The sequence below is a fragment of the Salinivibrio socompensis S35 genome (assembly GCF_000513715.1).
GTDB lineage: Bacteria > Pseudomonadota > Gammaproteobacteria > Enterobacterales > Vibrionaceae > Salinivibrio > Salinivibrio socompensis.
Genome location: NZ_AQOD01000020.1, coordinates 32,193 through 45,120, shown reverse-complemented (window position 1 = coordinate 45,120; position 12,928 = coordinate 32,193). Strand labels below are relative to the sequence as shown.

General features: G+C 49.2%; 9 protein-coding genes and 4 pseudogenes. All 13 read right to left on the bottom strand.

Annotated elements, in window-relative coordinates; translation table 11 throughout:
- Positions 1-69: 69 nt before the first annotated feature.
- The 13 genes and pseudogenes from flgL to DZ54_RS18555 all read right to left on the bottom strand — a co-directional run bounded on the left by flgL (position 70) and on the right by DZ54_RS18555 (position 12,819).
- Positions 70-1,263, bottom strand: a complete 1,194-nt coding sequence (gene flgL / locus DZ54_RS0103010) for a flagellar hook-associated protein FlgL (RefSeq protein ID WP_025673055.1) — start codon at positions 1,261-1,263, stop codon at positions 70-72.
- 12 nt (positions 1,264-1,275) lie between these two features.
- Positions 1,276-3,152, bottom strand: a pseudogene (gene flgK, locus DZ54_RS18580) (flagellar hook-associated protein FlgK).
- Between the two features lie 170 nt (positions 3,153-3,322).
- Positions 3,323-4,273 (bottom strand): flagellar assembly peptidoglycan hydrolase FlgJ, encoded by a 951-nt coding sequence (gene flgJ, locus DZ54_RS18575; protein ID WP_037353417.1) that lies wholly within the window; start codon positions 4,271-4,273, stop codon positions 3,323-3,325.
- Between the two features lie 9 nt (positions 4,274-4,282).
- Positions 4,283-5,333: pseudogene (locus DZ54_RS18570) on the bottom strand (flagellar basal body P-ring protein FlgI).
- A gap of 61 nt (positions 5,334-5,394) precedes the next feature.
- Positions 5,395-6,192 carry a flagellar basal body L-ring protein FlgH gene (locus DZ54_RS0102985; protein WP_037353416.1) on the bottom strand — a complete coding sequence of 266 codons (798 nt, stop codon included), beginning with the start codon at positions 6,190-6,192 and terminating at the stop codon, positions 5,395-5,397.
- A 25-nt stretch (positions 6,193-6,217) separates the two neighbouring features.
- Complete coding sequence (flgG, locus tag DZ54_RS0102980; protein ID WP_025673053.1) at positions 6,218-7,006, bottom strand: flagellar basal-body rod protein FlgG; 789 nt, start codon at positions 7,004-7,006, stop codon at positions 6,218-6,220.
- A gap of 22 nt (positions 7,007-7,028) precedes the next feature.
- A complete protein-coding gene (gene flgF, locus DZ54_RS0102975) occupies positions 7,029-7,778 on the bottom strand; it encodes a flagellar basal-body rod protein FlgF (protein ID WP_025673052.1) in 750 nt (249 codons plus the stop codon).
- A 168-nt stretch (positions 7,779-7,946) separates the two neighbouring features.
- Positions 7,947-9,259 (bottom strand): annotated as a pseudogene (gene flgE, locus DZ54_RS18565) (flagellar hook protein FlgE).
- A gap of 24 nt (positions 9,260-9,283) precedes the next feature.
- On the bottom strand, positions 9,284-10,027 hold the full coding sequence (gene flgD / locus DZ54_RS0102965) for a flagellar hook assembly protein FlgD (RefSeq protein WP_025673051.1): 744 nt from the start codon (positions 10,025-10,027) through the stop codon (positions 9,284-9,286).
- A 14-nt stretch (positions 10,028-10,041) separates the two neighbouring features.
- Positions 10,042-10,455, bottom strand: a complete 414-nt coding sequence (gene flgC, locus DZ54_RS0102960; protein ID WP_025673050.1) for a flagellar basal body rod protein FlgC — start codon at positions 10,453-10,455, stop codon at positions 10,042-10,044.
- A gap of 3 nt (positions 10,456-10,458) precedes the next feature.
- A pseudogene (gene flgB / locus DZ54_RS18560) lies at positions 10,459-10,855 on the bottom strand (flagellar basal body rod protein FlgB).
- 186 nt (positions 10,856-11,041) lie between these two features.
- The gene (locus DZ54_RS0102950; RefSeq protein WP_025673049.1) at positions 11,042-11,869 is read right to left on the bottom strand and encodes a CheR family methyltransferase; all 828 of its coding nucleotides are present in this window, start codon (positions 11,867-11,869) and stop codon (positions 11,042-11,044) included.
- Positions 11,870-11,895: 26 nt separating this feature from the next.
- Positions 11,896-12,819: a chemotaxis protein CheV gene (locus tag DZ54_RS18555; protein ID WP_025739055.1), complete on the bottom strand. Its 924-nt coding sequence runs from the start codon at positions 12,817-12,819 to the stop codon at positions 11,896-11,898.
- Between the last annotated feature and the right edge of the window lie 109 nt (positions 12,820-12,928).

The window sequence follows — 12,928 nt, the reverse complement described above, 5'->3', positions numbered from 1 at the left end:
GGGGCCGCTGACGCGACCCCGTTTTCTTGATACACAGTGCCTTGTGGCAACCAAAGGCTTACTCTTTGGTTAAATATAATTAAATAGCGAGAGATCTTTAGTCTTAGCAAAGGCCTGCTGGGACGCTTGCAGTGCCAGCATATCTTCATTCATATCAATCGCGGCTTGGGTGTAGTCTAAGTCTTCCATGGTACCCAACGAGCGATTCAGCACCAACTTAAAGTCTTTGTGCATACTTTCTTGTCGGTCGAGCGTGGTCAGCCGTGTCCCCACTTCTGAGCGCGCTTTGTTCAAATGTTTAAAGGCGGCTGAAAATTGCTCAGTGACCTGATGAAGCTCAGCCGTTGCCGAGGCATCATCGATATCCGCGTAAGATAAGGCCGCACCACTTTTAAACGAATCAAAGATATTGATACTATCTTGCCTTTCTAAATTGATGGTATCGCCCGGCTTCATTTCGCCCTCAAAGGTCATTTTGAGCGTGTTCCACTCTATACCGGTTTGTGGGTCGTACAGACCAGCACTGACTTCGGTGCCATCTTGCAGCAGTGAATATGTGGTATTGCCACTGACATCAACATCAAACGAGACCGAATAGTTAGCCGTATCGCCATCATTGCTATTTTCGGCTTTCGCCAGCAACAGCAGTGACCCGTCTTCAAGATCATATTCCGGTTGATAATCACCAAAGGGGTTATCGATTTCCATAAACATTTTATCACCAGGGTCAGACGTCAACACTTCGACTGCAGGCGCCACCTGTGCAGTGCGATAGTAGTTATCACCGGCATAACGGACATTGCCTTGGCTGTCACGATAGAAGGGCTGCGTACTGGTTTGGGTCCCTGAGAATAAAAAGTTACCCGACTCATCCTTGGTGTTAACCAAGTCCATAAAGTTATCAAACATACCCTGCAAGTCTTGGCGGTGGGCGGTGCGATCATCGTCTGACAAGGAGCCATTGATCATCGCCATCACTTTTCGCTTCGCACTGTCCATGATCTGTTCTGATTCATCAATCGCGATCTCTTCCCGCGTTTGTCGATTCCGGGCTAAAGTGATCGAGTCAATAAATTGATCAATCTGTTCATCTTGCTGGCGAAAATTCTGAATGTAGATGGATGAGACAGGATCATCGCCTGATGTGATCACACGCTTCCCGGTCGCCATCTGCTCTTGATTATCTTGCACCTTCACATTTTGGCGCATAATGTCATTCGACACAGATTGGTAATTATGAAAACTGGCAATACGACTAATCATACTGATCGACCCTTATCGCGTGGCATTGAGCAGAGAATCAAAGGTTTCGTTGGCCGCAGTCATAATGCGCGACGCGGCCATATAGGCGCGTTGAAACTTCATCATGTTGGCCGCCTCTTCATCAAGGTTAACACCAGATACTTGGGCGACACGCCCTTCTGCCGCATCATGTTCAACCATACTCACATCCTGCAAACGCTCATAAGATGCTTTTTGTACCCCTAAATCGGTACTTAGCCCTTCATAAACGTCAAGAACGGTTGAGCGACCATTATCCATGAGTTTTTGCGTTTGCAGCTCTTGCATGCGAATTAAGTTACTATTGTCGCCATCCGCCGGGATCAGGCTTACGGCCAAGACATCGTCAGGCACGGCCTTATCGTTAAGATCAATCACGGTACCATTGACGTCTATCGGCCGCCTGGCGGGTAAGCTTGAGGGGCAACCAAGACTTGTCCTTTGGTGTCTGTCACCGCAAATTGGCTGCCGTCGGGCGAAATCCGAACTTGAAACTCTTTTTGCCCACCACTTTGCAGGACACGGATATCACCCTCTCCCTTACTCACCGAGCTCGCACTGACATAGCTTTGTGCCGCGATGTCGGCAGGATCGTCCATGGTCACCCGCATTTGTCCTGCCGCTGACCGTGCTGGACGAATCAATACCCGCTCATTGGCTGCCAGCCCCGCATCAATTTGAATGCGCATCCCATCCACATTGAAGCTTGGTGGCGTGCCATTGGGCGTGACAGCGGATTGTTTGCCGTCTGGGGCGGTCAGTGTATATTGTGTGCCATCGAACTTAAGTTGGTAGTCACCGCGTTTAAGCTGCTGTAAGTCATCGATATAGACCTTGAGATCCGCGGCGGAGTCACCGTTTTGAGCCACGCGAGAGCGGGCAATACGATCGCTATTAAAATCGGTAAAGATATTTTTGCCCACTTCACCATTTAAGTCGAAACCTTGCCCTTGTAAATCATTCAACGCCTGAGAGAAACCAATCGCCATTCGACCTAATTCATCACGTGCTTGTCCGAGCGTGTCATCACGATATTCAAATAACGCACCGAGCTTACCGCGAATATCGCGATTAGAAATGGCTTTAACACTTTTCCCTTCCACAAGCGCTAAGCGACGCTCTTGGTGATCCGGCTCACCCGGCAAGGTCGTTAGCTCACTGCTGTTCATCCCAGACACCAGCATGTGACCACTGCCGATAATGACATTAAAAAGTCCATCCTCTCGCGCATTGACGCTCACTTGCGTGTACTCCGAGAGCTCTCGGATCAACTTGTCATGACGGTCGAGAAGATCATTGGCTTCGGCGGGGGTTTTGAGTATTGCTTTGTGCACATCAACCAATTCTTGGCCGATGTCGTTCATCCGCTTCACCGTGGCATCGATTTGTGACGACGTATCAATCGATTGTTGCTGTAACACGCCATAAACGTCATTCATCCCGGCCGCGACCATCCGGGCTTTTTCTAGCACCACTTTTCGGCCACCCATATCGCTAGGACTGTCGGTTAGTCCTTTCACCGCGCCGTAAAATTCATTCATGTTTTCGGGGATTTTTTTGGCTGAGTGCGCCATCATATCGTCGAGCCGACCGAGTTGATCATTACGCGCCGCGGCATGAGACAAATTAGAGGTGGCCACATTCAGTTCATTAACCGCAAACTTATCGTAGTTACGGCGCACCGCGGCAGCATGGACACCGGTACCGTAATTATTGCCGCCCCAAAACTGCGGATCATTGGTTTGTTGCTCAACGGACTGACGGCTATACCCCTCCGTATTCACGTTAGAGATATTATGACCGGTCGTATTCAGCTGTCGCTGCGCAGTCAGTACGCCTTGCGATCCAAGGGAAAGCAGGTCCAAGCCCATTGTGCCTCCAAATAACCCGGCAATTAAAACGAGATAATGAAGTTAAAGCAAAAATCAGGCCAAGAAAGAAGGCGGGCTTTAAAGTATAATATAAACAATAAGATAGATAAGCTTCAGGGGTAGGAAAACACGCTGAAATAAAAAACGGCAAGCCCTTGCCTGCCGCTCAATTATTCCATCATGCCACGAACTTGATCGAGCACACGGATAACTTTGTTCGAATAATCCGGATCGGTCGCGTAGCCGGCTTGATGTAGCTCACGAATAAACTGCTCAGGTTGCGCAGATTGCGACAGCGCTTGCTCGTAACGCGGATTTTCACGTAAAAACGAGACGAAATCATCAAAGCTTTCCTGATAGGACGGATACGCGCGGAAGCTCGCGGTTTCTTTCACTGGGATCCCGTCATACACTTCGAGTGTTTGGGTCGCCACTTTCTCTCCGCCCCAACGCTGATCCGCTTTAATATTAAACAGGTTATGGCTGTTATCACGGGCATTAGCGACCACTTTTTTACCCCAGCCGGTTTCTAATGCGGCTTGCGCTAAAATAATCGCCGGATCGGTGCCTAGCGCCCGTGCCGCGCGTCGGGCATGGGGGGCTAATGTATCAACAAACGCGGCAGGTGAATCAAAATGCTCATTGAGTTGTGTCGTCGGTGCACGCGCCGTCGGCGGGGCAATCGACTGGTTATCGAGTGCCGCAATCGCTTTTTCTGCCGCCTCTTGACGTTGCTTTTGATCGAAAGGCAACCATTGCGCCGACGTGCGTGCAGCCTCTTCCAAATTAGGCTTGCTATCGCCGAGCGCCTGACCCAATTGCGCCACAATCATATCCGCCAGTCCCAGCGAGCCCTCTCGGCTGAGTTCGCTCGCCATTTGTTCGTCTGCCATTTGCTCATAAAACTTAGAGGTGCGATCGTCGATTAAATCCGACTCAAATGCTTCATTGGCATCTCGCATGGATTTAAACAGCATCTGGGTAAATAAGGCTTCAAATTGCTCAGCCGCCGCGCGTAAAGCCGCACTCTCATCGCCCTCGCCTCCCTTGGTCGCTTGACGACGCAACGAATCAAGCTGGCTAATATCGTGTACAAATTGACTATCAACAGGAGATTTCATTGCGGTGCCCTATATCACTATCAATTGGCCGTCGATCGCACCCGCTTGTTTGAGTGCTTGCAAGATGGCCATCAAATCTGACGGAGCTGCTCCCACGCCGTTTACCGCACGGACAAGATCATCCAAGGTTACGCCTGGCTTAAAGTGGAACATCCGTCCTTCTTCTTCCTCGACATTGATCTCTGCATCAGGCACGACCACCGCTTCACCCCCGCCAAATGGATTAGGTTGCTCAACATTAAAGTCTTCTTTTATCGAGACGGTCATTCCACCATGGGTAATCGCTGCTGGACGAAGACGCACATTTTGTCCCACCACAATGGTGCCCGTGCGAGAATTGACGATGATTTTAGCCGCGCCATCTCCAGGTTGAAACTCGATATTTTCCACGGTAGATAAAAACGCCACTCGCTGGCTTACATCACGCGGGGCTCTGACACGTACCGACGTGGCATCCATCGCCGACGCATGGATGGACCAAGAAAGCGGTTAATCGCATCCGCCATACGTTGAGCGGTGGTAAAGTCGGATTGAAAAAGATTAAAGGTAAGGTGGTCGCCCCGACCAAATGGATTCGGCACTTCGCGTTCCACCGAGGCACCATTGGTAATACGGCCAACAGTCGGTGTATTCCCCACCAGCTGTGAACCATCTGCCCTGTCGCGCTAAATCCGCCGACGATCAAATTGCCTTGCGCCGTGGCATAGACGTTGCCATCCAGGCCTTTCAGGAAGGTTTGGAGTAAGGTTCCTCCCCGTAAGCTTTCCGCCGAGCCAATCGACGAAACAGTCACGTCAAGTTTTTGACCCTGTTTAGCGAACGCGGGCAAGTCCGCTGTCACCGCCACCGCGGCGATATTGTCCGATTGAGGAGTCGTATCGGTGGGGAGTTCGATACCAAAGTTATTTAACATGGATTTGAAACTTTGGTCCGTAAAATCGGTGCTTTCACCGGTTCCCGGCAAACCAACCACTAAGCCATAGCCTGTTAACGTGTTACTTCTCACCCCGGCAACTTCTGCCACGTCCTTTATTCGAGCGGCAAGACTTGGCGTGGCCATAACCAGCAAGACTATCGATAACAACCACTTTTTCACGTCAACTCTCCGTCACAATATAGGGCTACAAGGTGACATTAAAGAATCGTGCCAACCAGCCTTGTTCTTGGGTATCTTGTCGTTCGCCCGTCCCAGAATACTGGATTCTGGCATTGGATATACGGGTTGAGGCTATAGTGTTGTCTGGGGCAATATCCGCCGGTCGAATGGTGCCGCTCAAGCGAATATATTCATCTCCAGAATTCAAAGTTAACCATTTTTCACCACGCACGATTAAGTTGCCATTGGCAAGGACATCAATCACTTGTACCGAAATAGACCCTTGCAGACTATTACTTTGGTCTGCCGATGTTGACCCCGTTGACGAATTATCATTACTCACTTCATACGACAAGGTACGTTCGCCAATGGTGATCTCTTCGCCCCCCAAGGATAAGGGATCCATGGTTAAATCGTTAGATTTAGCCAAGTCAGAGCTCGCACTTTTTTGCGCTTGGGTGTTTTCCTCAAGCATTACCGTCACGATATCACCAAGCCCACTAGGTTTTGAACCGTTATACAAATCACGCTGTTGGCTGGTATTGAACAAAGATCCTGTCGCGGTAGCATAGTGTTCGGGGGGCTGTTGTGGACGAATGGGAGACCAAGACGGATCATCGGCTTTGGGATCCTCACGCTGACGTAGCAAACCAATCAAGCCCTCGCCGTCCGGCGTTGTATCACCTTCGACGGCATCGGTGGTCGATGTGGCTTGGTCAAGGTCACTGCCTGTATCTTGCTGCCCCGGCAATGAACAACCGCCAATCCCTAAGAGCATTACAAACAAAAAGCGTGAAATCAATCCACGTTGCACCGTCATCATTGCCCCCTTTACACTTTTATCATGCTTATAACTGTTGATTTACGTAACTAAGCATTTGGTCAACGGATGAGATCACTTTAGAGTTCATCTCATACACACGTTGTGCCTCGATCATATTAACCAGCTCTTCGGTCACATTGACGTTAGAGGTCTCAAGCATCGATTGTTTCACTTCGCCAAACCCATTCAGACCTGGTACGCCTTCTTGTGGGTCACCACTGGCGCCAGTGGGGAGATAGATATTTTGACCGACCGGCTCTAAACCACCTGGGTTAATAAAATCCACCGTAGTGATTTGACCCAAGACTTGATTTTCTTGCTGACCGCGCAAACGTACAGAGACTTCGCCATCCGTGCCAACGGTCACCTGCACAGCATCATCCGGTATCGCGATTTCAGGCTCCAGTGTGTAGCCCGAACCTGAGGTAACAATGGTCCCCTCATCGTTCAAGGTAAACTGTCCGTTGCGTTGGTAACCCATGTTACCGTCGGGAAGCAACACTTGGAAAAAGCCATCGCCTTCGATCATCATGTCGAGCGCATTGTCCGTGGTTTGCACATTACCATTGGTATGGACACGCTGAGTGGCGACGACCTTTGACCCTGCCCCTAACATCAAACCACTCGGTAGTTCGGTATTCTGAGATGATTGGCCACCCGGTTGATTAATATTTTGATAAAAGAGATCTTCAAATACCGCGCGAGATTTTTTAAAGCCGACCGTTGATGCGTTGGCTAGGTTATTCGAAATCGTCGAAATATTAGTTTGCTGCGCATCAAGTCCGGTTTTGCTGACCCATAATGCTGGATGCATAATTACTTCCTCTTAATAAACCTTAGCCAAGCCGTAATAGCGATGAAGACGACTCGTCCATTTTTTCTGTGGTTTTCATTAACTTCACTTGCATCTCGAAGTGACGTTGCAAGTCAATCAGCCCTGTCATCTCACCTACCGCATTGACATTACTGCCTTCTAGGGCACCCGTTTGTAGCGTCACGCCTGCATCAGCTGGAAATACGGTGCCAGGCTCTTTAGGCTTAAACACCCCATTTTTGTCTTTGAAAAGATCTTGGTTATCGGGGCGGACGAGTTTAATTCTATCGACCACTTCCATCGCATCAGGCGGTGCCCCCTGGGGCAGTACAGAAACGCCACCCTCTTTGCCGACTTCAATTTTTGCAGCAGGCAAAGGAATAAAGATTGGCCCACCATTTTCACCCAGGATCAGATTGCCATTACTGTTCTGAAGTAACCCGGTTTGATCCACTTTCAAGTGACCGGCACGGGTGTAGCCTTCTTGGCCCTGGCTATCTAATACCGACATCCAGCCTTCACCTTGAACGGCCACATCAAGATTACGCCCCGTGGTAATGGTGGAGCCTTGCTCGAAGCTATAACCAGGTCGCTCAGTCATATTAAAGACTCGGCTTGGTAACCCCTCACCGTAAGCTTGCATAGAGCGAGACTGCTCAAGATCAGCACGGAATCCCGTGGTACTGACATTAGCTAGGTTATTGGCGCGCAACTGCATTGCCTGCATATCTTGCTTAGCGCCACTCATGGCGAGGTATAACGCGCGATCCATATTGGTTGCCTCCACAAACGTTCTATCGGTAACAAAGCAAAGAACATGCCATTAATTAAAGCCATATTTTTCAGAAAGATAGAAAGAGGTAATCGAGAAGGGAGATAATAGGAGTAAATAAAGGCTAGGACTTGCCGCCTGACGGGCAGGCGGCAATAAAAAGAGATCTTAACGGATTTGTAAGATATTCTGTTGCATCTGATTACTCACTTCCAGCGCTCGCGAGTTCGCTTGGAAATTACGCTGCGCGGTGATCAAATCAACCAGCTCTTGGGTCATATCGATGTTTGATTGCTCAATCGTCCCGCTTTTCACTTGACCGAAGGCACCTTGCATGGCTTCACCAAAAATAGGATCCCCAGAATCCTGCGTGACATCCCATTGGGTATTACCTACTTGAGCCAACCCTTGCTGATTGGCGACACGCACCATAGCAACACGGCCCAAAGCCATATTTTCACCATTACTGTAGGTCGCCATAATGGTCCCTTTCGGTCGATATCCACCTTGGTCAAATAACCGGTTGTCGCTCCGTCATCACTAAACTTACGCATTTCAAATGGCGCGGCATACTGAGTCGGGTTATCAAAGTTGAGCGTTAGCTGCTGATCACCGTTGGCACCGTTCATTTCTAATCCAGCGCCTGCAGGCCCCAAGGCGTCGGTCACGATCGGATTACCGCCATTAATATTGTTCACTGAACCGTCTGAGTTAAAGTCGATGGTGTGGCCAACCTGTCCAGCGGCATTGGTTGAATTCCCCCCTTGGATGTTAACCGGCTTTTCACCGTCTGGATCCGTCATGGTGTAATACACCGACCAGCTGTTAGGATTGGCCGGATCGTTGCCTTTGACATAATACGTCGACAACTTGTACGGCTGACCAAGCGAATCATAAACCGTCGCAGAGGTTTGCTTGTTGTAGGTTTCTGGGTCTTCAAAATTAAATTGGGTCGGATCTTTTTGTGCGCCGCCGGCTGGTAAGTTCAAACCAATATCAACATTTTGTGACGCACGAGGCTGACCAAACTGATCGGGGACATTAAGAGACTGAGGCTCATAAGAGGCCACCTGCTGAGTATCCGGATCAACATTATACCCTAGCAGGTACTGACCTTCGGAGTTGATAATGTCGTTATTTTTATCAAGATGGAAAGCACCATTTCGGGTGAGATGGTAGTCGTTGGTTTGTAGATTGTCATTCGACACCCCAAAGAAGCCATTACCGCTAATCCGCAAATCCAATGGGTTGTTAGTATAAATACTAGACCCTTCGTGGAATTGCTGCGCCACGGTCGACGTTTGTACACCGGTACCGTTAGTGGTCTTCGAATTTGAGAAGATCGACGTTGAGTAAACATCACCAAATTCAGCGCGAGATTCCTTAAAGCCATACGTATTGGCATTAGAAATGTTGTTACTGGTGGTGTTCATGTCTTTCTGGGCCGCACCAAGGCCACTTAACGCAATATTAAAACCCATTGCTTTTCACTCCTAATCAATCGGTCAGCCTCTCGTCACATTACCGACATCGGCGTTACCGACCTCTAGCACTTCAGCCAGTTTTAGCGGTGAGGAAAAGCCAGCAATATTTAACATCACATTGCCACCACCATTCCCCAGCAAGACACTGTTCACGTTGGCATAGGTCGACACATCAAATTCTTGGGTCTTGCCATCCACCATACCACTCACTTTGAGCTTATAGGTGCCTTCCGGCATGGCATTGCCGTTGTCATCCAACCCATCCCACTCGACGCGATGATCACCCGGCGGCTTGGCCCCCATGCTGAAAGTTCTCAGTAGTTGTCCTTGCTCGTTCTCAACCCGGACACTGACATTATCAAGCGCTTGGGGCAGCTTCACCATGCCCGCGACGCCGCCCGTTTCACCTTTTACACCAGTGGAGCCAGGCACCAGGACGTCACGCCCAACTAACGATGACGCTTGTAATGCTTGGTTAGACGTAATCGACTCATTGAACGTATCAAACTGCTTGTTCATTTTGCCGATACCGTCTACCGTGGCAAACGACGCCATCTGTGAGATCATCTTGTCATTATCGACAGGTTTAGACGGATCCTGCTGTGACAGCTGCTTGGTGAGCAATTTGAGAAAGTCTTCCTGTTCAAGCGCTTGCTTCCCCGTGGTCGAGTCTTGCCGCTCTTGCAGTTTTTTCTCTTGCTGCGCCTTTAGCTGGTCAATGTAGGACAGTCCGTTACTTGAACCTGTACCGTCAATTCCGGCCATCTTCGCCTCCTACATTACTGCCCCATCTGAAGCGTACGCATCAGCATTTGTTTACTCGCATCGGCCACCTGAACATTGGTTTGGTAGGACCGCGACGCAGAAATCATGTTCGCCATCTCTTCCATCACATTCACGTTTGGTTTAAAGATATAACCTTCGTCATTCGACATCGGATGGTTGGGGTTATATTCCGCGCGCAACGGTTTCTGGCTTTCTACAATACCATCAATGTTAACTGGCACACTGTCCCCCTGCTGTTTGAAGCGATTAAGCTCCGCAGAGAAAATAGGATGCCGGGCTCGATACGTTTCTTCAGCAGAGCTGCTCACCGAGTTGGCATTGGCCAGGTTGCTTGATGTGGTGTTCAATCGTACTGATTCGGCACTCATGGCCGATCCCGACACGTTAAAGATATTAAACAAACTCATCGATTATTTCCCATTCAATGCCTTCTTCATATTCTTGAACTTAGCGCCAAGAAAATCGAGTGAGGCTTGGTATTCCAGTGCGTTCTGCATGAACAAATTCTTTTCTAGTTGCGCATCAACCGTATTGCCATCGCCCGTATCCGGTTGTGATGGGACACGGTACTTTTTCTCTCCCATGACCCGGGTAGAGGCAGCGATGTGCCGCTCATTAGTGCGACTTAGGCCAATATTTGCCTCGGAGCTTGTCCGCTTTCAGCGCGCGTTGAAAGTCGATATCTTGCGCTTTGTAGCCTGGCGTATTGGCATTAGCGATATTGCTAGACAGGGTTTCTGCCCGCTTACCTCTTACGCCAACCGTGTGCTGGTGTACACCTAATGCATTGTCAAATGTAATCGCCATGGACAACCTCCGAATTCTTACTGCATAGAATAAAGCAAACAGGGTGCCAAGTTTCTATCTAGCACTGTTTTTTTGAGTGAACACGAGGTAGGGCGCGGGTTCAGCGCATGGAAGCAGCGAAAGAGCGCAGGTAGGTAACAGGCAGTCAACAAAAAAGCGGCAAACACTGTGCCGCTTCTTAAAGGGTTATTTTAGCTTATAGATGATGCCTGGGTTGCAGCGGACCATCTCAAACTTATCCGTTAAGCCAGTGAGTGACTCCGATGCCCCCAGAATAAGATAACCGCCGGGGTTGAGCGCCCCTGCCATTTGATTAAGCACCTTAGCTTTCATATCTGGTGCAAAGTAAATTAAGACATTACGGCAGAAAATGATGTCGAATTTACCCAGCAAACTGTAGCTTTCCATCAGGTTTTGTGGACGGAAAGTCACCATGCGCTTTATATTTTCTTTTATCCGCATTTTGCCGTCACCCACCTCTTCAAAAAAGGTGCGGCGGCGCTCCGGAGACAAGCCACGCCCCAATGCCAAATTATCGTAAATGCCCTGGCGACAGGCCTCTAACATCGACGTAGAAATGTCCGTCGCCGTAATGCTAACACTGCTAAGCATGCCTGGTTTACGCTGTTGTGTCTCTGCGACCGTCATGGCAATGGAATAAGGCTCTTGTCCCGATGAGCTGGCCGATGACCAAATCTTGATCGGCTTGCGTGACTTCGCCAGCTCCGGGAGTATACGATGTGCCAATACCTCATAAGGATAGGTATCACGAAACCATAGGGTCTCATTGGTCGTCATCGCATCAATGGCCGCGACGGCTAATTCACGATTTCGCCCGGAGACGACCGATTTGACGAGTTCCGACAGTGACGTCAAACCAAATTTATTCACAAGCGGACTTAAGCGGCTACGCACCAGATACTGTTTACTGTCTCCTAGTACGATCCCACACTTAGACTCGAGATGTTTGCAGAAGTCTCGATATTCTTGATCACTGATTGCTACATTTGTCATTAATTCACTCAATCGCTCTGGTTGCGTTACGACTTAACCGCTTCGAGGACGGCAGACCCCAGCTCATCTGGATCGAACTTAGCAATAAACGAATTGGCTCCGACACGCTGAACCATCGCCTCGTTAAATACCCCACTTAGCGATGAGTGCAATACTACATGAAGATCTTTGAGACTCGAGTCTTTTCTAATCTCCGTTGTCAGTGTGTACCCATCCATTTCAGGCATCTCAATATCGGAAATCACCAAGGCCAGCTGGCTATAGATGCTACCCTCTGCTGCCATTTCTTTCAGCTTATCGAGCGCTTCTTTGCCATCCTGTACCAAGATGACGTCATAGCCGACGCTTTCTACTGCGCGTTTTACTTGTCGACGCGCGACGCTCGAATCATCGGCTACCAATACTTGGCTCGGCGCATCTTCCTCACGTTCTTCACGCTTGGAAAGCACTTCTTCGCTGATCTCCTCATTGACCGGGGCAATTTCATTGAGGATTTTCTCGACATCAAGCACTTCAACCAGTTCATTATCGATTTCAGTAACAGCAGTGAGGTAGTGCGAACGGCCCGTTCCCTGTGGTGGTGGCAGTATTTTTTCCCAGTTCATATTGACAATGCGCTCAACTGAACCGACTAAGAACCCTTGCATCGATCGGTTGAACTCTGAAATGATCACGAACCGATTTTCGGGATCGGTAATAGCTGGCCCACCGGTTGCAAGGCTCATATCAATGACAGAAACGGTTTGACCACGAATATGGGCCACGCCTTTGACAAGAGGGTGCAAATTTGCCATTGCCGTCAATCGCGGACACTGCAAGACCTCCTTGACTTTAAATACATTAATGCCAAAGCGTTGTTTTCTCATCAGGCGGAAAGTCAACAACTCTAAGCGGTTCTGCCCCACCAACTGCGTGCGTTGGTTGACCGAATCAAGAACACCACCTGTCATAAGATAAACTCCATATTGCCCCATTTTTTTTGTAGAGTAGCATGGTAATCATAGTGGGTAATCACATGACTCTCGAGAAAGAAGGGAAATTTCTTCTTTGTCCGCTACC

Excerpts from the sequence above, each read along its gene's own strand:
- flgL (WP_025673055.1), bottom strand. The coding sequence starts at position 1,263 with ATGATTAGTCGTATTGCCAGTTTTCATAATTACCAATCTGTGTCGAAT.
- flgJ (WP_037353417.1), bottom strand. The coding sequence starts at position 4,273 with ATGAAATCTCCTGTTGATAGTCAATTTGTACACGATATTAGCCAGCTT.
- DZ54_RS0102985 (WP_037353416.1), bottom strand. The coding sequence starts at position 6,192 with ATGATGACGGTGCAACGTGGATTGATTTCACGCTTTTTGTTTGTAATG.
- flgG (WP_025673053.1), bottom strand. The coding sequence starts at position 7,006 with ATGCATCCAGCATTATGGGTCAGCAAAACCGGACTTGATGCGCAGCAA.
- flgF (WP_025673052.1), bottom strand. The coding sequence starts at position 7,778 with ATGGATCGCGCGTTATACCTCGCCATGAGTGGCGCTAAGCAAGATATG.
- flgD (WP_025673051.1), bottom strand. The coding sequence starts at position 10,027 with ATGGCCGGAATTGACGGTACAGGTTCAAGTAACGGACTGTCCTACATT.
- flgC (WP_025673050.1), bottom strand. The coding sequence starts at position 10,455 with ATGAGTTTGTTTAATATCTTTAACGTGTCGGGATCGGCCATGAGTGCC.
- DZ54_RS0102950 (WP_025673049.1), bottom strand. The coding sequence starts at position 11,869 with ATGACAAATGTAGCAATCAGTGATCAAGAATATCGAGACTTCTGCAAA.
- DZ54_RS18555 (WP_025739055.1), bottom strand. The coding sequence starts at position 12,819 with ATGACAGGTGGTGTTCTTGATTCGGTCAACCAACGCACGCAGTTGGTG.